The organism is Sphingomonas agri, assembly GCF_038148795.1.
Classification (GTDB): domain Bacteria; phylum Pseudomonadota; class Alphaproteobacteria; order Sphingomonadales; family Sphingomonadaceae; genus Sphingomicrobium; species Sphingomicrobium agri.
This window is the reverse complement of record NZ_JBAPEU010000001.1, coordinates 91118-109842: the sequence shown is the minus strand read 5'-3', so window position 1 is coordinate 109842 and position 18725 is coordinate 91118. Positions and strand designations below refer to the sequence as shown.

At 62.6% G+C, this 18725-nt stretch carries 25 protein-coding genes and 1 tRNA gene; 9 read left to right on the top strand and 17 right to left on the bottom strand.

Features of this window, described 5'->3' with window-relative positions:
- Positions 1-24 precede the first annotated feature (24 nt).
- From sucC to V8192_RS00570, 4 genes are read left to right on the top strand one after another with little or no spacing between them, the layout of a single operon-like run.
- Positions 25-1230, top strand: a complete 1206-nt coding sequence (sucC, locus tag V8192_RS00585) for an ADP-forming succinate--CoA ligase subunit beta (protein ID WP_341631117.1) — start codon at positions 25-27, stop codon at positions 1228-1230.
- Positions 1227-1703, top strand: a complete 477-nt coding sequence (locus V8192_RS00580) for a GFA family protein (protein WP_341631116.1) — start codon at positions 1227-1229, stop codon at positions 1701-1703. Before sucC ends, V8192_RS00580 begins: the two co-directional genes overlap by 4 nt.
- Positions 1700-2446, top strand: coding sequence for an electron transfer flavoprotein subunit beta/FixA family protein (locus tag V8192_RS00575; RefSeq protein ID WP_341631115.1), 747 nt, complete (start codon positions 1700-1702; stop codon positions 2444-2446). Before V8192_RS00580 ends, V8192_RS00575 begins: the two co-directional genes overlap by 4 nt.
- The gene (locus V8192_RS00570) at positions 2443-3372 is read left to right on the top strand and encodes an electron transfer flavoprotein subunit alpha/FixB family protein (RefSeq protein ID WP_341631114.1); all 930 of its coding nucleotides are present in this window, start codon (positions 2443-2445) and stop codon (positions 3370-3372) included. Before V8192_RS00575 ends, V8192_RS00570 begins: the two co-directional genes overlap by 4 nt.
- 23 nt (positions 3373-3395) lie before the next feature.
- Here the strand turns inward: V8192_RS00570 and V8192_RS00565 are convergent, their stop codons facing one another.
- Together V8192_RS00565 and V8192_RS00560 are read right to left on the bottom strand one after the other, a co-directional pair.
- Complete coding sequence (locus tag V8192_RS00565; RefSeq protein ID WP_341631113.1) at positions 3396-3587, bottom strand: DUF3008 family protein; 192 nt, start codon at positions 3585-3587, stop codon at positions 3396-3398.
- A gap of 236 nt (positions 3588-3823) precedes the next feature.
- Complete coding sequence (locus V8192_RS00560; protein WP_341631112.1) at positions 3824-4969, bottom strand: alanine racemase; 1146 nt, start codon at positions 4967-4969, stop codon at positions 3824-3826.
- 202 nt (positions 4970-5171) lie between these two features.
- On the opposite strand from V8192_RS00560, the gene V8192_RS00555 reads away from it, so the two are divergent.
- Complete coding sequence (locus V8192_RS00555; protein WP_341632276.1) at positions 5172-6920, top strand: chloride channel protein; 1749 nt, start codon at positions 5172-5174, stop codon at positions 6918-6920.
- Positions 6913-7953: a S1C family serine protease gene (locus V8192_RS00550; protein ID WP_341631111.1), complete on the top strand. Its 1041-nt coding sequence runs from the start codon at positions 6913-6915 to the stop codon at positions 7951-7953. The genes V8192_RS00555 and V8192_RS00550 overlap by 8 nt, the downstream gene beginning before the upstream one ends.
- 23 nt (positions 7954-7976) lie before the next feature.
- Here V8192_RS00550 and V8192_RS00545 read toward each other — a convergent pair whose 3' ends face one another.
- Together V8192_RS00545 and V8192_RS00540 are read right to left on the bottom strand one after the other, a co-directional pair.
- The gene (locus V8192_RS00545) at positions 7977-8837 is read right to left on the bottom strand and encodes a c-type cytochrome (RefSeq protein WP_341631110.1); all 861 of its coding nucleotides are present in this window, start codon (positions 8835-8837) and stop codon (positions 7977-7979) included.
- Between the two features lie 106 nt (positions 8838-8943).
- Complete coding sequence (locus tag V8192_RS00540) at positions 8944-9282, bottom strand: MliC family protein (protein ID WP_341631109.1); 339 nt, start codon at positions 9280-9282, stop codon at positions 8944-8946.
- A 403-nt stretch (positions 9283-9685) separates the two neighbouring features.
- On the opposite strand from V8192_RS00540, the gene V8192_RS00535 reads away from it, so the two are divergent.
- Complete coding sequence (locus V8192_RS00535) at positions 9686-10036, top strand: hypothetical protein (protein ID WP_341631108.1); 351 nt, start codon at positions 9686-9688, stop codon at positions 10034-10036.
- 55 nt (positions 10037-10091) lie between these two features.
- On the opposite strand, the gene V8192_RS00530 is transcribed toward V8192_RS00535, so the two are convergent.
- From V8192_RS00530 to V8192_RS00505, 6 genes are all read right to left on the bottom strand, one after another.
- Positions 10092-10250: a hypothetical protein gene (locus V8192_RS00530; protein WP_341631107.1), complete on the bottom strand. Its 159-nt coding sequence runs from the start codon at positions 10248-10250 to the stop codon at positions 10092-10094.
- Positions 10251-10284: 34 nt separating this feature from the next.
- Positions 10285-10560, bottom strand: coding sequence for a CtrA inhibitor SciP (gene sciP, locus V8192_RS00525; protein ID WP_341631106.1), 276 nt, complete (start codon positions 10558-10560; stop codon positions 10285-10287).
- Positions 10553-10750 (bottom strand): hypothetical protein, encoded by a 198-nt coding sequence (locus V8192_RS00520; RefSeq protein WP_341631105.1) that lies wholly within the window; start codon positions 10748-10750, stop codon positions 10553-10555. Before V8192_RS00520 ends, sciP begins: the two co-directional genes overlap by 8 nt.
- Before the next feature lie 109 nt (positions 10751-10859).
- Positions 10860-11018 carry a hypothetical protein gene (locus V8192_RS00515; protein WP_341631104.1) on the bottom strand — a complete coding sequence of 53 codons (159 nt, stop codon included), beginning with the start codon at positions 11016-11018 and terminating at the stop codon, positions 10860-10862.
- 97 nt (positions 11019-11115) lie between these two features.
- Positions 11116-11295, bottom strand: a complete 180-nt coding sequence (locus V8192_RS00510) for a hypothetical protein (protein WP_341631103.1) — start codon at positions 11293-11295, stop codon at positions 11116-11118.
- Positions 11296-11361: 66 nt separating this feature from the next.
- Complete coding sequence (locus tag V8192_RS00505) at positions 11362-12246, bottom strand: LysR family transcriptional regulator (RefSeq protein ID WP_341631102.1); 885 nt, start codon at positions 12244-12246, stop codon at positions 11362-11364.
- A gap of 127 nt (positions 12247-12373) precedes the next feature.
- On the opposite strand from V8192_RS00505, the gene V8192_RS00500 reads away from it, so the two are divergent.
- Together V8192_RS00500 and ctaD are read left to right on the top strand one after the other, a co-directional pair.
- Entirely contained in the window at positions 12374-12682 is a 309-nt protein-coding gene (locus V8192_RS00500; protein WP_341631101.1) for a hypothetical protein, read from the top strand.
- Between the two features lie 108 nt (positions 12683-12790).
- Complete coding sequence (gene ctaD / locus V8192_RS00495; protein WP_341632275.1) at positions 12791-14434, top strand: cytochrome c oxidase subunit I; 1644 nt, start codon at positions 12791-12793, stop codon at positions 14432-14434.
- A 61-nt stretch (positions 14435-14495) separates the two neighbouring features.
- On the opposite strand, the gene ygiD is transcribed toward ctaD, so the two are convergent.
- The 7 genes from ygiD to V8192_RS00460 all read right to left on the bottom strand — a co-directional run bounded on the left by ygiD (position 14496) and on the right by V8192_RS00460 (position 18658).
- On the bottom strand, positions 14496-15344 hold the full coding sequence (gene ygiD, locus V8192_RS00490) for a 4,5-DOPA-extradiol-dioxygenase (RefSeq protein WP_341631100.1): 849 nt from the start codon (positions 15342-15344) through the stop codon (positions 14496-14498).
- A 198-nt stretch (positions 15345-15542) separates the two neighbouring features.
- Positions 15543-15618: transfer RNA gene (locus V8192_RS00485), tRNA-Phe, on the bottom strand.
- A 41-nt stretch (positions 15619-15659) separates the two neighbouring features.
- On the bottom strand, positions 15660-15848 hold the full coding sequence (locus tag V8192_RS00480; protein ID WP_341631099.1) for a DNA gyrase inhibitor YacG: 189 nt from the start codon (positions 15846-15848) through the stop codon (positions 15660-15662).
- Positions 15832-16797 carry an Rne/Rng family ribonuclease gene (locus V8192_RS00475; protein ID WP_341631098.1) on the bottom strand — a complete coding sequence of 322 codons (966 nt, stop codon included), beginning with the start codon at positions 16795-16797 and terminating at the stop codon, positions 15832-15834. The genes V8192_RS00480 and V8192_RS00475 overlap by 17 nt, the downstream gene beginning before the upstream one ends.
- Positions 16790-17365, bottom strand: coding sequence for a Maf family protein (locus tag V8192_RS00470; protein ID WP_341631097.1), 576 nt, complete (start codon positions 17363-17365; stop codon positions 16790-16792). The genes V8192_RS00475 and V8192_RS00470 overlap by 8 nt, the downstream gene beginning before the upstream one ends.
- Positions 17365-17613 carry a translation initiation factor IF-1 gene (infA, locus tag V8192_RS00465; protein ID WP_249831543.1) on the bottom strand — a complete coding sequence of 83 codons (249 nt, stop codon included), beginning with the start codon at positions 17611-17613 and terminating at the stop codon, positions 17365-17367. Before infA ends, V8192_RS00470 begins: the two co-directional genes overlap by 1 nt.
- Before the next feature lie 73 nt (positions 17614-17686).
- Entirely contained in the window at positions 17687-18658 is a 972-nt protein-coding gene (locus V8192_RS00460; protein WP_341631096.1) for a quinone oxidoreductase family protein, read from the bottom strand.
- Positions 18659-18725: the final 67 nt, after the last annotated feature.

Here is an 18725-nt window from a genome sequence, read left to right as displayed (position 1 = left end):
CCTATCTGATTAAGGGCCGCGGCCATGAACATCCACGAATATCAGGCAAAAGAGTTGCTGGGGAAATATGGCGTGCCGGTTCCGGCAGGCCATGCGGCGATGAGCGTCGAGGAAGCGGTCGAGGCCGCCAAGAGCCTCCCGGGTCCTCTCTGGGTCGTGAAGGCGCAGATCCACGCCGGAGGCCGCGGAAAAGGCCGGTTCAAGGAACTCGGCGAATCGGCCAAGGGCGGTGTCCGCCTCGCCCATTCGGTCGACGAGGTGCGCGAGCATGCTGCCGAAATGTTGGGCAAGACGCTTGTCACCGTCCAGACCGGCGCTGCTGGCAAGCAGGTGCAGCGCCTCTACGTCACCGACGGCGTCGATATCACGAAGGAATTCTACCTCGCCCTGCTCGTCGACCGTGAAACCGGGCGCGTTGCCATCGTCGCATCGACCGAAGGCGGCATGGAGATCGAAAAGGTCGCCCATGATGCCCCCGAAAAGATCACGACGATCACGATCGACCCGGCGACTGGCCTGATGCCGCATCATGGCCGTGAAGTCGCGGCCGCACTGGGTCTTTCGGGCGATCTCGCCAAGCAGGCGGGCAAGGTCCTCGGCAGCCTTTACAAGGCGTTCCTCGGCACCGACGCCTCGCAGATCGAGATCAATCCGCTTGCGGTCAGCGACAAGGGCGAGCTCCTCGTTCTGGACGCCAAGGTCGGCTTCGACAACAATGCCGAGTTCCGCCATCCCGACCTCGAGCAGCTGCGCGACCTCACCGAAGAGGAGCCGATGGAGATCGAGGCCTCGAAGTACGACCTTTCGTACATCAAGCTCGACGGTTCGATTGGCTGCATGGTGAATGGCGCCGGCCTTGCGATGGCGACGATGGACATCATCAAGCTCGAGGGAGGCGAACCTGCCAATTTCCTCGATGTCGGCGGTGGTGCGTCCAAGGAGAAAGTCACCGCGGCATTCAAGATCATCCTCTCGGATCCGGCGGTCAAAGGCATCCTTGTCAACATCTTTGGCGGCATCATGCGCTGCGACATCATCGCCGAAGGCATCGTCGCTGCCGCGCGCGAAGTTGATCTGCACGTCCCGTTGGTCGTTCGCCTCGAGGGCACCAATGTCCAGCAGGGCAAGGACATCCTCGCATCATCCGGGCTTCCGATTATCGCTGCCAATGACCTTGGCGATGCCGCCAAGAAGATCGTCGCCGAAGTGAAGGCGCCGGTCGCGGCGTGAGCGATCCCGTTCGTCAGGGCGGCTGCCGCTGCGGCAAGGTCAGGTTCGAAGTGACAGCTGAGCCCGTGCTGACGACGGCCTGCCATTGCACCGGTTGCCAGCGCATGACGGCGAGCGCTTTTTCTCTATCCGAAGGTTATGGTGCAGCCGACTTCCGCCTGACCAAGGGCGACGTGGTCCTCGGCGGCATTCACGGGCCGACGCGCCACTATCACTGCGATCATTGCAAGAGCTGGCTCTACACGGAGCCCGAAGGCCTGTCCGACTTCGTCAATGTTCGCTCGACGATGTTCGACCAGGTTCGAAACGAGCCACCGTTCGTGGAAACCTACCTTGGCGAAGCGTTGCCGTGGGCGCGCACCGGCGCCGCGCATGGCTACGACAAGCTCCCTGAATTGGGAGAATGGTCAGGCTTGATCCAACGTTACGAAGGCCGGAATACGGCCTGGTCCAAAGAGGAATTCAACCCATGAAAGTGCTGGTCGCCGTAAAACGGGTGATCGATTACAACGTGAAACCCCGCGTGAAGATGGACGGTTCGGGCGTCGATCTTGCCAACGTCAAGATGAGCATGAACCCGTTCGACGAAATTGCCGTCGAGGAAGCGATTCGCCTCAAGGAGAAGGGCGTTGTCACCGAGATCGTCGCGGTCTCGATCGGTCCTGCCAAAGCGCAGGAAACACTGCGGACTTCACTTGCCATGGGCGCAGACAGGGCGATCCTCGTCCAGACGGACGAAGAGGTCGAACCGCTCGCTGTTGCAAAGATCCTCGCCAAGATAGCAGCCGAGGAGACCCCTCAGCTCATTATCCTTGGGAAGCAGGCAATCGATGACGACAATAACGCCACGGGCCAGATGCTCGCAGCGCTTCTTGGATGGCCGCAGGGCACATTCGCCTCGAAGGTCGAAGTCTCCGACAGCGCAACGGTGACGCGCGAGGTCGACGGTGGTCTCGAAACGGTGAAGCTCGGCCTTCCGGCAGTGATCACCACCGACCTTAGGTTGAACGAGCCGCGCTATGCCTCGCTTCCCAACATCATGAAGGCAAAATCGAAACCGCTCGCGACCAAGTCGCCAGCCGATTACGGCGTCGACGTCGCACGGCGGCTGGAGACGCTGAAGGTAATCGAGCCGGCCAAGCGCCAGGCGGGGATCAAGGTGGGCAGCGTCGACGAACTGGTCGGCAAGCTCAAGGGTTTGGGGATTGCGAAATGAGCGTTCTGGTCCTGGTCGAACATGACGGCAAGAGCATCAAGGATGCAACGCTTGCGACCGTCACCGCGGGCTCGAAGCTCGGCGACGTCCACCTGCTGGTCGCCGGCAATAACATCGATCCGATTGCAGAGGCGGCTGCCAGGATCGCCGGCGTATCCAAGGTCTACAAGGGAGTGGCCCCGGCGCTCGAACACCAGCTCGCCGAGGCAGTCGCGCCGCTCGTCGTCAAGCTCATGGATAATCACGACGTCTTTCTCGCGCCGGCGACGACCACGGGCAAGAACATCGCTCCCCGGGTCGCCGCCCTGCTCGACGTGATGCAGGTGAGCGACGTCCTTTCGGTTGAGGGCCCGGACACTTTCACCCGTCCCATCTATGCCGGAAATGCAATCGCAACCGTCAAGTCGAACGATGCAAAGAAGGTGATCACCGTCCGGACCACCGCTTTCGCCAAGGCAGAGGCGGAAGGCGGGTCGGCAGCGGCCGAGCAGGTCGAGACGGGCGCCGATCCAGGAACGAGCAGCTTCGTCTCGCTCGACGCTTCCGAAAGCGAGCGCCCCGAACTCACCAGTGCCAAGGTGATCGTCTCGGGGGGACGGGCATTCGGCTCATCCGAACAGTTTCATGCCTTGCTCGATCCGCTTGCCGACAAGCTCGGCGCTGCTGTCGGAGCGAGCCGGGCGGCGGTCGATGCCGGCTACGCCCCGAACGACTACCAGGTCGGCCAGACCGGCAAGATCGTCGCTCCCGAGGTCTATGTGGCGATCGGTATTTCCGGCGCGATCCAGCACCTTGCGGGGATGAAGGATTCCAAGACCATCATCGCCATTAACAAGGACGAGGAAGCACCGATCTTCCAGGTCGCGGACATCGGTCTCGTGGGCGACCTGTTCAAGATCGTTCCGGAGCTGACGGAGAAGCTCTAGTCGTCCTCGAGAGAAGCCAGCGGCTAGCTGCTCTTGTGCTTGTGCTCCGACTTACCTTTCCTTGAGGTCGAAGCCATTTTCCTGAGCTCGCTTTGGCTCATCGACTGCGCCATCTGCTTGGAGGCTCCGCGGAGCTTGCTCTTGGAAGTCTTGCCTTCCTTCGCCGACAGTGCGGCGCCTGCAGCCTGCTGCTGAGCTTTCGATTTGGCTGGCATGTCATCTCTCCCTTTCAGGATCCGCGCGTAAAACGCTCGAGCTCGATGAAGGCTTCGTGATCCGGCGGCTGCTGGAGATTAGAAATGCGACCAGCGTATACGGGTGCGATCTCCATCGGGTCATCGCCAGAGAACCGGCGCGGACGGGTCCGTGGGGTTCGAAAGATCGCTTTTGCCGGACGACAGAGATTGGCAAAAAGGCCTGCCCTCCGCGGGCTCTGTCGACGCGAAATTCGCTACCAGCCGTTCACTCGCTCCCATGTACCGGTGATCTCGTCGCTGCCTTCCGTCACGTAATAGCGCTCGTAGGCAGCCGCAGTCGCGCAGGCGTGGTTGGGCAATATTTTCACCCGGCTTCCGACCGGGAAACGGAGAAAGTCCATTTCGCCGCTGCTGGCGGTCAGGATCCCGTGTTCCTGGTTGGTCGAGGAGACCGTTACACCGGCCACGCGCTCACCAGTCAGGGGATCGCAGACAGCTCCGTAGCCCCAGTCGACCGGGAGATCGGACGTTCCTCGATCCCGGCTGAGTGCGAGAAAACCCGCGTCGATCAGGACGCGACCGTGGTGCCGGTTGTGACCGATGACGCTTCCGAGCACCCCGATTGCGATATCGTCGATGCTGCAGGTGCCGAGCTCGGCCTGCACGAGATCGCCAAAGGCGTAGACACCCGCACGGCCTTCGGTAACTCCCTCGAGGCTCCGGCCATAGTGAAGGGTTGGCGTCGATCCGACGCTGACAATGTCGCAGCGAAGACCCGCAGCGCGAAGGCGCCCGGCTGCTTCGAGGGTCTTGTCACGCTCCTGCTCGGCCATTGCTTCGAACTCGGGCCGCGTACGACAATCATAGGATGCCCCAGCGTGGGTCATTACCCCTGCAAGGGATTTTCCGAGCCTTTGGCCGATGGCGATCAGCAGCTCGTCCGTCGGTGCGACGCCTGCACGGTGGCCATCACTGTCGACCTCGATCAAGACTTCGACAGGGACGCCTTCGGCATCCGCGAATGAGCGGACCGCCGAGGCTGCCTCGGCAGTGTCGAGGATGATCCGGAGCCTGCAGCCCGCCCGGATGAGCTCGGCGACCTCGGGAAGCTTCACCGGAGCGATGCCGACGGCGTACATGATGTCGGTAATTCCGTGGTCGAAGAAATAGCGCGCCTCCGCCAGGGTCGATACGGTGATCGGGACGTCCTGCCCGTCTGCAAGGATTTTCAGGACCTCGATCGACTTCGACGTCTTCACATGCGGCCGAAGCGTGACCCCGAGGCGCCGAACCTGGTCTCTCATCCTGGCGGCATTCCGCTCGAGCCGCGGACGATCGAGGAGAAGCGCCGGAGTGGGAAGATCGAAAATTGTTCGTGGGGTGATTCCCTCGATGGTCATTCGCAGCGGTCTCCTTTTGCTCCCCGTACCGTGCTTTCCGGCATGTCAGCGACTATTCCGGTGATACCCGTCGGTCGCCGCCTGGTGCTTCAATTTGACATCAACTTCGTTAGGGCAGGGGCTTGTCGTCCCTAGCGCAATCATCGTCCCGTCGCTTTCCTTCAAGGTCCTTCGATACAGAACAGTGAGTCGCCTCCACTCCATCCCCGACGTCGCAGGCCCGGTCTATAATCGAGGTATTGCCTCCTTCCGGCGTATCTTTCGGTCGAGCGAAGCGGCGCTCGTACTCCTTTCTGTCGCCATAGGACTTGCGGCGGGACTGCTGATGATCGCCCAGCGGTCTATCGCGCACGCTCTCCAGTCGCTGATCTACGGGTTCAGCGGCCCAAGCCTCAGTGCTGCCCCCGCGATCGCCTTCCCCCGGCTTTTTGCACTGCCGGTCTTTGGTCTTCTGCTTGGCCTTGGGTCGCGCGCAGTACTCCGCCGCCGGCGAACCGCCATCGACGTCGTCGAGGCCAATGCTCTCCATGGCGGGACCATTCCCCTCCGCGATTCCCTGATCGTCTGCGCGCAGACGATCATTTCCAACGGCGCCGGCGCTTCGGTCGGCCTCGAAGCCGCTTACGCCCAGGCGGGCGGCGGGTTCGCGTCGGTTCTCGGCAAATGGTTGCGGCTGAGACGAGCGGACATGCGCATCCTTGTCGGCGCTGGAGCAGGTGCTGCGATCGGGGCGGCGTTCAGCGCCCCCTTAACGGGCGCCTTTTACGCCTTCGAGATCGTCATCGGAGCCTATACGCCGGCTGCGATCGCGCCGGTCGCGGCCGCCTGCCTTTCGGCAGTGCTGCTCGTCCGCTTCGCCGGGATCGAGGCCTATGTCGTCGCGCTCCCGGGCGCAAAGGCGATCACGACCGTCGATTACCTCCTCTATGCGACGATGGGCCTGCTGTGCGCCTTCGTCGGCATCGCGATCATGCGCGGAGTGACCTTTTTCGAGTCCCACTTTCGCCGACTGTCCATTCCGGATGCGTGGCGCCCGGCCGTCGGCGGGCTGCTTTTGATCCCGCTTGCCATGATCACTCCCCAGGTGCTCTCGGCTGGACACGGCGCGCTTCACATCGACCTTGGCGCTGAAGTCGCACTCCGCTTCATCCTCCTCGTGCTCGTCGTCAAAATCGCGGCTTCCACGATTTCGCTCGGCTTCGGCTTTCGCGGCGGGCTCTTCTTCGCCTCGCTATTCATCGGCTCGCTCGTGGGCCAGTTGTTCGCGGGGGCGATCGCCCGGGCATCCATCTTTCCTGCCGTCGACCCCTCCGATGCCGCACTGATCGGAATGGCGGCGATGGCGGTGGCGATCGTCGGCGGACCCATGACGATGTCGATGCTGGTGCTGGAGGTGACGCACGACTTCGCGCTGACCAGCGTTGCGATCACGGCGGCGCTCTGCGCCAGCACGTTCGTCCGCGAGACGTTCGGTTTCTCCTTCTCCACCTGGCGCCTGCATACCCGCGGCGAGAACATCAGGAGCGCCCGCGACATCGGCTGGATGCGAGCGCTGACGGTCGGCAAGATGATGCAGCGAGGCGCGGAGACGACGCCTGCCGCGACCTCGATCGCAGCGTTCCGGCGGCGCTTTCCCTTGGGTTCCACGAGCAAGGTCGTGCTGGTCGATGCTGCCGGCCACTATGCGGGCATCATCGATACGGCGCTGGCATATGATACCGCGATCGAACCGGGGGCGGATGTCGGCAGCCTCGCGATCCTCCGAGGCATTGCGCTCGCTCCGGCGCAGGATGTCCGTTCGGCGATCCGCACATTCGACCTCAGCGAGGCTGACTATCTTGCCGTCGTCGACGAGAACGGCGCCGTGCTAGGGGCTCTCTCCGAACGGTTCGTGCATCGGCGCTACGCCGATGAGGTCGAGAAGGCGCAGCGCGAGATATTTGGTGAGTAGCGAAGAAGCCGGCCCGCCCCGGACTGCGCGGACGATGTTCCTCGGCGCTGCGTTGCTTGCAGCGGCGCTCGGGGGAGCCGTGCTTGCTCGCTATCTTTCTCCGACCCGCCAGCCCTCTGCTGCCCAGCAGGCTCGTCCGATCGTCCAGATCGTCCGGCAGCAGCCGGGCCTTCCCGATCTTGCCGATCTCATCGAGCGCCTCTGTCCCTCCGTAGCGCTCATCGTGCCGCGTGGTGAGGATCCCTCGCAGAACCTGGACGGTTCGCGCGCGGTCCCGGCTTCCGCTTATTCGGGAGACGGCTGGCTTGTCACGTCCGCAACGGATCTTCCGCAGGGACCACTCGATGCCCTCTTCGGCGATGGGCGCCGGATTGCGCTGGACGACCTCAGAACGGACCCCGTTTCGGGTCTTGCGATCGTGAAGGCGGCAATCCGCACCGCGCCTCTCGCGTACAGCGATCAGGCCTTCCCGCGTGTCGGACAGTTCGGGTTTTCCCTTGCGACACCCGCGGGCTCGGGCTGCAGCGCCGCCGCATCGATGATCGGAAGCGACTTTCTTGCCGACGGTGGCAGCCCTGTCGGTTACGTGCGTCTCCAGCCGAGCCCCGAGGGCTGGACTGCCGGCGTGCCGCTCCTTGCCACGGACGGGCGTGTTCTGGGGATCGGAACAGGCAACCCACCAGGCGCGCTCATTCCTTCGCCGATTGCCAGCGTCATCATCGACGAGCTCATCCGAAACAGCCTTTCACCTGCGACCAGCTTCGGCTTTCGTGCGATCGACTATGCTGCGCCGTTTGCCACCAGGCTCGGCGACGTCCGCTCGGGCGCTGGTGTTGCCCTCGTCGAACCCAAGTCTGCAGCCGCGAGGGCAGGACTCAAGGCGGGTGACATCGTAACTGCGGTCAACGATGTCCCGGTCTCGAGCGCGTCCGAAGTGAGCCGTGCTCTCGATGCCATTCCCGGCAAGGCGACCCTGACGATCGAGCGGCGTTCGAAGCAATTGAGCGTCACGATCAAGCGCGCCGCGTCCTAAGAGGCAGCGAGCGAATTGCTTCGTCAGCCGCTTGTGTGCTGCGCCCTGGCGCGCAGATAATCGTAGAGAGCCCTGATTTCCGCGTCGGACAGGTGGCTGAGGTCGCTTCTTGCAGTGGGGCCCATCATCCGAAGCTTCTGGCCCCCCGCGGGAACACCCTCGCGCAAAAGTTCTTTGAATGCGGAGAGTTCATAGGCGCCGACGATCGTCAGGTCGGGCGAGGTTTCCCCGGGCTCCACTTCCTTTCCGGCAAGAGCGGGACCGTGACAGCCCGAGCATCTTGTCATCGAAAGCTGCCTCCCCGCTTCGAATTGCGGGCCCGCGGGATAAGGCTCCTGGACCGAATATTCTGCGACGAGATCGGGTGCGGTCCTGAACTTGCCCAGCACCAGCCCGAGGCGGCCCAGGGGTCCATAGCTGTTGGGAGGGGTAGGCGACCCGCCGCGCTGCGCGGCGCGGATCGTCCTGATCAGGGCTGCGACTTCCTGGTCCGACAGGTGCTGAAAGGCTTCGGCCGGCATGACGAACAAAGAGCGCCCATCAACGCCGATACCCTGGCGAATTGCCTGCGCCAGCTGTTGATCCGTGGCATGCGCGGCGGCCATGGTCAGGTTGGGCGCCCAGAGCGTCCCAACCAGCGGCTGATCGAAGATCTTGCCCCCGCGAAGATCCTTGCCGTGGCAGCTGAAGCATCCGAGAGTCCAGCCCATGCGCCCGGCGTCGGCAAGCTGCTGAGGCGTCGGCTGAACGAGCTGTTCCCGCTTTGCCTGCGGCCTTGCATTCAGCTTGATCGATGAAATGATCCAGACAAGTGCTGCTGCAACGAGGATCAACCCGATGATGGACGCGAGCGAATAGCCCGCCCAGCGCAAGACCTTGGCCATCGTTGAACTACCCCCAGTCGCGCTGTCTTAGCCGAACTTGTTTCGCTTCGCGACAGCAGCCGTCAACCGGGTCTGCAATTCCCGTCAGCTCCTTGGAACTGGGCTTTTAGCGACTGGAGGCGACGGGAACGGTTTTGGTGCAGGTGCCGAGATCGATGACGTCTTCGGCAACGAATATTGCCGAGTTCCCGTCGATGATGAGGGCGGCGTTCGGGGACACATATTTGGCCCCGACGCTCGAGCGCTTGCGCTGAAGTTCGTAGCGGCGGCCCGCATAGTTGACGCTGGCGGTGGAACCGCTGCGCTGCACCGCAAGGTCTGCGCTTGCCGGGCACGCATAACGGACCGGATTTGGGATGCCATGGGCCTGGGTGACCGCCAGCGCGCCGGAAACCAACGCTGCAAGCATGCGAGTGACTTTCGGCAGAAATTCCACGCTTTTCATACCCAATTGCTCGACCCCTGCACTCTGATACCCGTCACCCTTGAACTCGCCTTAGAAGAGCAGCTTATTAGTTTCGACTAAGGTCCGGAAACGTAGGCAGGCTTGCCGCAGATATTGTGGATCCTACACGAAGCGTAAGATCCTGTTTTTCAATCACAACCCGGTGAACTCGCGAACTGCCGCGCGGATCCGTTGCAATCCTCAGGAATGCAGATGGATGGAGTCCCGCAGGGTCTCGCGGCCATTTGGCATCGTAATCGGCTGGAGGTTCAATTCCGGCGATAGGACGGTGAACCTTGGAGCCCCCGAGCAGCACGGACCGATTGCGCGATTGTTTTCGGTCAAGGTCGAAATCGGCCGCGATCAACCGTGCGCTTCGATGAACGAACGAATGGAGTTTCCCATGAAAGCCAAGATTATCCTGCTTGGCGCGGTCATGATCGCACTGGCGCCATCTCCAGCCCTGGCCCAGCTCACACCGGCACCAGGCAACGGCCAGTTCAATGGCAATGGCTATGATCACTTCAACAGCGGCAACGCATCGGGTCAGCCAGGGCAATCGTGCCAGGACCTCATCGCACTGGGCCTCGGGGCAACGCCCGGGAATTCGGGAAGCGCGCCGGGAAGCGGCTCACCCTTCGACTTTTCCGATACGAAGGCAGGCTCACATTACGCGGGCTCCGCGCAGCAGAATGCCCGTAACTCGGCGAGCGTCTCGCAATATGACGTCGCATGCCTGAACCAGGCGCATTGACGATTTTATTTGCGGCGGGGCGCTTGCGACCCAAAAGATCGTGAGCGGCCCGCAACTAAAGCCAAAGCGACGAGCGGATCGGCCATTCGGGCGCAAGCCGGCGCTGAGTGCCTGCGTCGAGTTCGACGCGGAGGCCCGGTTCTGCATCGACATTGTGCGTCGAGCGCTGCCTTGAAATTTCGCGGAGTCGCTCGAGCGGAATTTTCTTGTTCATGGTGAAATACCTCGTCGGTTTGGCGAGCGACCGCCTAGTAGCGGTAGCGCTCGCGAAATTTTTGTGAGCGCGTGATGCGCAGGCCTCGCATGCCGCCGGACTGGTGGGCGCCCTGCCAGCTGATGAGCTCTTCCATTGCAAGCCCGTAGCGGGCGCAGGCTTCGTCGAAACTGAGGAGACCGCCCTGGACTGCTGCAACCACCTCGGCCTTCCGGCGAATGGTCCATCGGGCGGTGTCGGGCGGCGGAAGCCGGTCGAGCGTGAGCTTGTCCCCGAAGGGCCCGATGACGTGGCCGGGCTTCTCAGGCACGGCGTTTTGCTGCCGGGACTTCCTTGGGGAGTCCGAACCGTCGTTGCGGCGCCGGAGCCTCCGCGGCCGCATCGCGGCTCGGATATCGGGAGGTCTCGACCCTGCCTCTTTGAGTGACTGCAAGCAGCCGCGTTGCGGCCGCTTCGTCGTCGGGCGCTTCCGCCCCTGCTGCGCGTTTAAACAATCTCATCAGCGGTGCTCCGTCCAAAGCCACCGCCACGCCAACTACGTCGGCTAATCGACATTCATTGACGAAGTGCAAACGTCAAAGATGTGAGGACCAGGTTTGCCGCTTGGCATCAACCTTCCTGTGCGAGCTCGATCCTCTTGATGTCAGCTTCGCCTTCATCAGCCATCTGACGCAGGATTTTTGCGGCCCTCGCATCGGTGGTCGCTTCGGCCAGCCGACGGCATTGCGCCACTCGGGCCTTCATACGCTTCAACACTTCGTCGGCCATCGGACAAAAGAACAGGCTCGGCTCGCCGCCGTTCCCCCCTCACGACAGTTGGGCGACGACTGTTGTCAGGATGCAACTATCGGACGATTGCGCGAAATTAGGCCGTGGGACAGCTTCCGATCTCGCCGACACACTCCTCGCCGCACCAGATCTCGGCTCGGAGGTGAGGCGATTTCCCGGATGCTTTCCCAATGACCTCGAGCAGATTGTCGGCCTGTACGTCTTCGGCGTCCTCGAGCACGCTCTGGCGATAGTAGAGGATCCGGTACGTCTGCACGCCATGACAACGTCGCGAGTTCCAGGATCGCGCCTCGGTTCGGCGGCGATGAAGGGCAAGTGGCGGTTATCGAGGCCGGTTAACAGCGCTTTGGTCTCCGCGTCCCAGCGGGTCGCGCGCGACAATGCGCAATCCTTCCCGGCTTCGGTCCATCACCCGTTCGTCCGCTTTGGCCGAATAGACGGCATGCACTGAGTGGGAGAAGCCCGGTGTGCCGCTGACGAGGTGCAGCCGCCCACTTTCGAGGTAGGGCCTTGCAGCGCCCATTCGCAGATATGCCGCCCCTCCCACCGCAAGCATGTATTCGATTGCGAGCGGTCCGTGATCCACCGTCAGGGCGGGGCTCGGCGCATCTGGAAAGGCGGCATGGTGATTTGTTGCGAAATGCCGGCCCCAATCCACATAGACGTAGTCTTCGCCGATGAGCTCTTTGCGATCGACGTCTGTAGAGACCGCCACCAGCTTTTCATCGAGCAGCAGCTCTGACACGAGGCCCGGCCGCTGCGGCGGCGCATAGACTACGGCAAGATCGACGACGCCATCCTGAACCTGTTCGACAAGGTCGTCCGCGACGCCGATGTGAGCGCGTATCGCGATGTCCGCGCATTCATTTCTCATCCAGATCAGCCAGTCTCGAATGAGTGGATTCCAAAGGCTGTGCTCGGCGCCGACCGCCAGAACGGTCTCTCGTCCGGCCGGCATCGCCACCTCGTGGTGAGCACGTTCCCAAACCTGGACCAGCGTGGTTGCATATTTCAGGAATTGTTCGCCGGCGCCGGTCAGTCGCGCGCCGGCCTTGTTACGGATGAAGAGCGGCCGATCGAGCTCGTCCTCCAGAACACGAATGCGGGCGCTGACGGCCGTCTGAGTGACGTTGAGGTTGCGCGCGGCGCGGACGAAGCTGCCCGTCTTGACGATTTCAAGGAAAGTGCGGGCGGCGGTGATGTCCAAGTTTTAGTGCAGTCTTTTTGATATAAACATGCAATTCTATTCGTTTGTCTGCAGACTGCCAAGAGGCCATATCCGGAATCGCTCGCGGAGCATCCATTTGCCGAGCTCCGCCGAAAGGAGCCCGGAAATGTCGTTCTTCAAAGAAACAGACTATCACGGAAGCCGTACTTACGACGCCGATCCGGCGGCTTACGTGTTCGTGGATCATCTTCGCTTGCGCGTGTCGCTGACCGTTGCCTGGGCCCGGCTCAAAATCGGAAAACTGATGCATCGCGCGGTTGACGCGCCGCAGTCGTCATCGCTCATGTATCGAGGCGAAAAGCACTTCACGCTGCTGGGGAACAGGCAGCGGGCTCTGCCCGCCCGCCCGCCGATCAGCGAGATTTTCTCATCCGATCTGAACGATCGGTCACGCAAGCGAGTGAACCAGGACTAGACTGGTCATGGTCGCCAGCCGCGTGCAGCGTTGCCCGACAGATCGCGCAGGCGCCCCTTTAATTGGTGGACACGCGTGAGTAGTTCGCCTGGCATCCGGCTCGGTTATATGGCGCATCGGGCCGAGCACACGCATCGTGCGGACGAGCACAAGCCCACGTTCTTCGTCCGGTGGTTCATGTCCACCAACCACAAGGACATCGGGACGCTTTATTTGATTTTCGCGATCGCCGCCGGAGTGATTGGCGGCGCGATCTCCGGGATCATGCGCTGGGAGCTCATGGAGCCTGGAATCCAGGTGCTCAATCGGGCGTGGCCGATTGGCGCGGGCACCGCGAACTTCGATGAATGGGCGCACCACTGGAACGTGCTCGTCACCGCGCACGGTCTCATCATGATCTTCTTCACCCTCATGCCCGCGATGATGGGCGGCTTTGGCAACTGGTTCGTGCCGCTGATGATCGGTGCGCCGGACATGGCCTTCCCGCGGATGAACAACATCAGCTTCTGGCTGCTCGTTCCGGCTTTCCTTCTGCTCCTCGGATCGACCCTCGTCAGCGGAGGAACGGGATTGGGAGCGGGAACCGGGTGGACGCTCTACGCGCCGCTATCGACGGCGGGATCCTCGGGGCCCGCCGTCGACATGGTCATCTTCGCCATTCATCTGGCCGGCATCAGCTCGATCCTCGGCGCGATCAACTTCATCACGACCATCTTCAACATGCGCGCACCCGGCATGGTGATGCACAAAATGCCGTTGTTCGTGTGGGCAGTACTGGTCACGGCGTTCATGCTGCTCTTCTCGCTGCCGGTGCTTGCCGGGGCGATCACCATGCTGCTGACCGACCGAAACTTTTCGACCGCCTTCTTCGATGCTGGCGGGGGTGGAAACGTCGTCCTTTACCAGCACCTGTTCTGGTTCTTCGGGCACCCCGAAGTCTACATCATGATTATTCCCGGCTTCGGGATCATCAGCCAGGTTGTCTCGACCTTCAGCCGCAAGCCCGTGTTCGGCTATCTCGGCATGGTCTATGCGATGGTCGCGATCGGCATCATCGGCTTCGTCGTCTGGGCGCACCACATGTTCACGACGGGCATGAGCATTGACGAGAAGATGTACTTCAGCGCTGCGAGCATGATCATCGCCGTTCCGACCGGGGTCAAAGTATTTTCCTGGATCGCGACCATGTGGGGCGGATCGATCAGCTTCAGGACACCGATGCTGTTTGCGATCGGGTTTGTTTTCCTGTTCACGATTGGCGGCGTCACGGGCGTCGTTCTCGCGAACGGCGGCGTCGATACGTACATGACCGACACCTATTATGTGGTGGCGCACTTTCACTACGTGCTGAGCCTTGGTGCCGTGTTCGCGATTTTCGCCGGGTTCTACTACTGGTTCCCCAAGATGAGCGGCCGGATGTACAATGAGCTGCTCGGCAAGCTGCACTTCTTCCTGATGTTCATCGGGGTGAACGTGATCTTCTTCCCGATGCACTTCCTGGGCCTCGACGGCATGCCGCGGCGCATTCCGGACTACACGCCGGCATTCGCTTACTGGAACTACATTTCGACGGTCGGGTACATGATCACCATCGCCGGCGTCGCGATCTTCTTCGTCAACCTCATCTGGTCGCTCGCGGCCGGCAAGAGGGCTCCGGCCAACCCCTGGGGCGAAGGCGCAACGACGCTCGAATGGACGCTATCGAGCCCGCCGCCCTTCCACCAATATTCGACCCTGCCCAGGATCGACTGACAGGTTCATTGCCAATGCCTGTTCGCGAGCAGAGCAATTGCGGCAAGCAAGCAGGCGCGTATCACGTGTTCGTCTGATCGCCAGGAATGCCCTCAGGAAGGCCGGCTGCACCTTCGCCTTCGATGCAGGGAAGGCCCTCCATGCCTATGCCGAAACAGGTCATGGAGAGCGAGCCCATCGCATAGCCTCGCAGAAACGCGGTCGCGCCGCCTCCCGAAGCGGCGAGCGCTGCCGTGTACAGCAGCGGAATGAAGTGGTCGGGTGTTGGAACTGCCAGTGAAAAATCAGGGTGGTCGCTGCTTCTGAGGATATTGCCAGGGTCGCTCGTCATCAGCTCGGCCACCGTATCATCGAAACGATGCGCCCAGTCTGCGCCTCCGTCCGGGCTGGTCCAATCGATCAGCCTCAGATTGTGAACTACGTTTCCGCTCGAAACGATCATGATGCCGGCATCCCTCAGGGGCGCGAGCCTCGCGGCGAGATCAAGGTGATAGTCGAGCGGTTTCAGGGCATTGATCGAGAGCTGGACGACGGGGACGTCGGCTTGGGGGAAGAGGTGGGCGAGCACGCTCCATGTGCCATGGTCCAATCCCCACTGGTCGTGATCGGCTCCGACCCAGAGCGGTTTGACGAGATCAGCGACCTCGGACGCGAGCGCGGGCAGTCCCGGTGCCGGATATTCAAACGAAAACAGCTCGTCGGGAAATCCGTAGAAGTCGTGGATCGTGCGGGGCCTGGCCATTGCTGTGATCGCAGTCGCGCCGATGAACCAGTGCGCCGAGATTGCGAGGATCGCTCGCGGCCGCGGCAGCGCCTCGCCCAGTCGGCGCCATGCGCTCGTGAAACCATTGATCTCGAGCGTGTTCATCGGGCTGCCGTGACCAATGAAGAAAGCAGGAAGTCTGGTCATCTCCACGTCCTCGGATCCAACGAAGGTTAGTCCAATACGCCTTAGACCGGGTCATGGCACCCAGCTCTGCGGCGGGCCAACGCCTTTGGGCAGGGACGCGGCGCTCCGCGGGGCTCGAACCCAAAAAAATTGCGCACGCGCATCATGCGTCCCATGCCGAAACTACACGAGTTCGTCTTTTTCCGAGACTTGGGAGGATGGTGCCCAGGGGCGGAATCGAACCACCGACACCGTGATTTTCAGTCACGTGCTCTACCAACTGAGCTACCTGGGCTCTTGGGGCGGGCGGCTGGCCCGCTCAAGCGAGCGCGCTCCCTAACCGTCGCTCCCGTCGCTGTCCACCCTTTCGGGATCGGCCGATGGTCCTGGGATGCGATAGCCCTCACCAAGCCACTTCAGGAGATCGCGGTCCTTGCACCCGCGGCTGCAGAAGGGCGAATGTTCGGGCTGCTCCGGCCGTCCGCAGAGCGGGCAGGTTTTGAGAGCGTCAGGCTGTTTCGGCATATCCGGCGGACATGGGGAGGGATGCCTCGCCGCGCAACTCGACTGCACCACCAACCTGCTGCGCGAGCTCGCCGATCCAGCCGGAGTTCTTCTCGAACACGGCAATGATCCTCGGATTGGCAACCAGCCGCTTGGATCCGCTCGGTTCAAAGGCCGCGCGGCGAAGGAGCGCCCGAGCCTCGAAGGGCGCTTCGTCGAGCGCAAGTTCGGGGAGGGACGGGCGGGCACGGGACCTCACGATCTGAAGGAAGCCGAACCCGTTCACCGCCGTTCGCTCGAATGGCTTTTGCAAGATTGCGTCGACTGCCTCCGCCGCTCTTTGCCTGGCCTGCCTTGATCGCGCAGTCGGGAGATCGATCCCGATCGACCCGCCGATATCGAGGCGTCCAACCGCGCGGGCGGCCTCTCGCGCGCCAAGCACCCCAAGTTCGTCGGGCGGAAGGTATCCATCAACGTCGATCAGCGTCATCGCGGGCGTTACCGAGACGCGGAGCTCACCCCCGGCAAAGGTGACCCCGCCGGTCCGTGCCTCATCGATGAGGTCGTTCCAGCCCGCGAGAGCGAGCTCGTCGCGGTTCGAGGGAAAGACGAGGCGGCGCCCGCCCAGTCGCTCGATCAAGGAAGGAGCAAGGCCAGGCGGCTTGTCCGTGGCCCGGCCCAATGGCCGCTTCCACGGCTCGGTTCCCGGGATCGCGACGCGGGTGACTTCGATGGCAATCGTCGCGCCCTGTGACACCCCCGCTGCTCCATTGGGCAGCAGATATTCACTTCCGCCCTGCGCGACCGCGATGGCGCTGCGCCCGGTACCGACGTCGGCGATTCGCATCTTAAGGACGCTGCCTTCCGGAACCGCGCCGTCGAGCTCGATCCGCGCCTCGATGATTTCTCCGTCCTCGACGAGGGCAGCACGGGTCTCGCCGATGCCGCGCTCGACGAGCCACTCAGGCATGGTCGTAGCCCGCGGATTTCAACAGGACGCTTGTTTCCGCAAGCGGCAGTCCCACAACGTTCGAATAGCTCCCGGCGATGTGGCGGACGTAGACTTCGCCATAGCCCTGCAACGCATAGCCGCCGGCCTTTCCTCTCCACTCGCCGTGGCCCGCATAATAGTCGATCTCCTTGTCGCTGAGGCGCTTCATCGCGATCATCGTCTCGACCAGTCGTTCGCGAAGGGACTGATCGGGCAGAAGGAGGGCGACTGCGGTGAGGACGCGGTGGCGCCGTCCGGAGAGCAGGCGCATGCAGGCACGCAGCGTCGCTTCGTCCTCGACCTTGGGAAGGATGCGCCGGCCGACCGCCACCACCGTATCTGCTGCAAGGACGAGCGCGCCCGGCTCCTTTTGGCCCACGGCAAGGGCCTTTTCGCGCGCGAGACGCATCGCGTGCGCCCGCGGCAGCTCGCCTTTTAAAACGCTCTCGTCGATGTCTGCAGGAACGACCGCGTCAGGCGTGATGCCGATGCGGGCGAGAAGATCGAGGCGCCGCGGGCTCGCCGAGGCGAGGACGAGCCGCGACATCAAGGATAACCGGGAGGGCCTCCGCGGCCGGGCATGAAGCGATAGGTGATGCGCCCCTTGGTAAGGTCATAGGGCGTCAGTTCGACGAGCACTTCGTCGCCGGTCAGCACGCGGATGCGGTTCTTGCGCATCTTTCCGGCCGTATGACCGAGGATCTCATGGCCGTTCTCGAGGCGGACGCGGAACATCGCATTGGGCAGCAGCTCCACCACAGTGCCGCGCATCTCGAGCAATTCTTCCTTGGCCAAGCGTTCCCTCTCGTATCCGGTTAAAAGTCGCGGAGCATTAGCGGCGAGACACGCAAATGTGAAGGTGGGCCGCTCAGACGGTAAGGACGGTCGATCCGGTGGTCTTTCGGCCCTCGAGTGCGCGATGCGCCTGCGATGCATCCTCCAGGGGGAAACGCTGCTTGATCTCTATCCTGACCTTGCCGGCGGCGACCATGGCGAAAAGGTCGTTCGCGCTTTCCTCGAGCTCCTCGCGCGACGCGATATAATGATTGAGCGTAGGCCTCGTGAGGAAGAGCGAGCCCTTTTGCGAGAGGACGCCCGGAGCAATGGGATCGGGAGGGCCGGAGGCATTGCCGAAGCTCACCATCAAGCCCCTTGGTGCAAGGCAATCCAGCGACTTCATGAAGGTTTCGCGGCCGACCGAGTCATAGACCACCGGCAGCTTGGCGCCGTTCGTGATCCGCTCGACCTCTGCCGCGAAATCCTCGCGGGTATAGACGATCGGGTGATCGCAGCCATGGGCACGTGCAAGCTCGGCCTTCTCGTCACTGCCGACAGTCCCGATCACCGTCGCTCCAAGCGCCTTAGCCCATTGGCAGACGATCAGTCCGACCCCGCCCGCGGCCGCGTGGATGAGGATGGTCTCGCCCGGCTGGACCTTGTGGATAGCACGAAGGAGCATCCGTGCCGTCAGGCCCTGCAGCATCATGGCTGCAGCCTGCTCCGTCGAGATCTGAGGCGGGAGTTTTACGACGCGATCGCCATCGATCAGCCGTTCCTCGGCATAGCCGCCGATCTGGCTCGCATAGGTGACCCGGTCTCCCGCCTTCAGGTGCCGGACGCCGGGTCCGATCTCCTCGATGATGCCGGCGCCCTCGACGCCGGGCGTGAACGGAAGCTGCTGCCTGTAAAGGCCGGTGCGGTGGTAGACGTCGATGAAGTTCAGCCCTGCGGCTTCCTGGCGGATCTTGACCTCGCCCGGGCCGGGGGCTCCGACCTCAACCTCTTCCCACCGGAGGACCTCCGGTCCCCCCGTCTCATGGACTCGGATCGCGTGTGGCATGCGCCCGCTTCAACGCCCGGAAGGCCAAAAAGGAAAGCCCCGCCGCGGCGGACCGCGACGGGGCTCG

What these genes read in the sequence shown, in the direction of transcription:
- sucC (WP_341631117.1), top strand. Translation starts at nt 25, where the DNA reads ATGAACATCCACGAATATCAGGCAAAAGAGTTGCTGGGGAAATATGGC.
- V8192_RS00575 (WP_341631115.1), top strand. Translation starts at nt 1,700, where the DNA reads ATGAAAGTGCTGGTCGCCGTAAAACGGGTGATCGATTACAACGTGAAA.
- V8192_RS00570 (WP_341631114.1), top strand. Translation starts at nt 2,443, where the DNA reads ATGAGCGTTCTGGTCCTGGTCGAACATGACGGCAAGAGCATCAAGGAT.
- V8192_RS00565 (WP_341631113.1), bottom strand. Translation starts at nt 3,587, where the DNA reads ATGCCAGCCAAATCGAAAGCTCAGCAGCAGGCTGCAGGCGCCGCACTG.
- V8192_RS00560 (WP_341631112.1), bottom strand. Translation starts at nt 4,969, where the DNA reads ATGACCATCGAGGGAATCACCCCACGAACAATTTTCGATCTTCCCACT.
- V8192_RS00545 (WP_341631110.1), bottom strand. Translation starts at nt 8,837, where the DNA reads ATGGCCAAGGTCTTGCGCTGGGCGGGCTATTCGCTCGCGTCCATCATC.
- V8192_RS00540 (WP_341631109.1), bottom strand. Translation starts at nt 9,282, where the DNA reads ATGAAAAGCGTGGAATTTCTGCCGAAAGTCACTCGCATGCTTGCAGCG.
- V8192_RS00535 (WP_341631108.1), top strand. Translation starts at nt 9,686, where the DNA reads ATGAAAGCCAAGATTATCCTGCTTGGCGCGGTCATGATCGCACTGGCG.
- V8192_RS00530 (WP_341631107.1), bottom strand. Translation starts at nt 10,250, where the DNA reads ATGAACAAGAAAATTCCGCTCGAGCGACTCCGCGAAATTTCAAGGCAG.
- V8192_RS00520 (WP_341631105.1), bottom strand. Translation starts at nt 10,750, where the DNA reads ATGAGATTGTTTAAACGCGCAGCAGGGGCGGAAGCGCCCGACGACGAA.
- V8192_RS00515 (WP_341631104.1), bottom strand. Translation starts at nt 11,018, where the DNA reads ATGGCCGACGAAGTGTTGAAGCGTATGAAGGCCCGAGTGGCGCAATGC.
- V8192_RS00500 (WP_341631101.1), top strand. Translation starts at nt 12,374, where the DNA reads ATGTCGTTCTTCAAAGAAACAGACTATCACGGAAGCCGTACTTACGAC.
- ctaD (WP_341632275.1), top strand. Translation starts at nt 12,791, where the DNA reads ATGGCGCATCGGGCCGAGCACACGCATCGTGCGGACGAGCACAAGCCC.
- ygiD (WP_341631100.1), bottom strand. Translation starts at nt 15,344, where the DNA reads ATGACCAGACTTCCTGCTTTCTTCATTGGTCACGGCAGCCCGATGAAC.
- V8192_RS00480 (WP_341631099.1), bottom strand. Translation starts at nt 15,848, where the DNA reads ATGCCGAAACAGCCTGACGCTCTCAAAACCTGCCCGCTCTGCGGACGG.
- V8192_RS00475 (WP_341631098.1), bottom strand. Translation starts at nt 16,797, where the DNA reads ATGCCTGAGTGGCTCGTCGAGCGCGGCATCGGCGAGACCCGTGCTGCC.
- V8192_RS00470 (WP_341631097.1), bottom strand. Translation starts at nt 17,365, where the DNA reads ATGTCGCGGCTCGTCCTCGCCTCGGCGAGCCCGCGGCGCCTCGATCTT.
- V8192_RS00460 (WP_341631096.1), bottom strand. Translation starts at nt 18,658, where the DNA reads ATGCCACACGCGATCCGAGTCCATGAGACGGGGGGACCGGAGGTCCTC.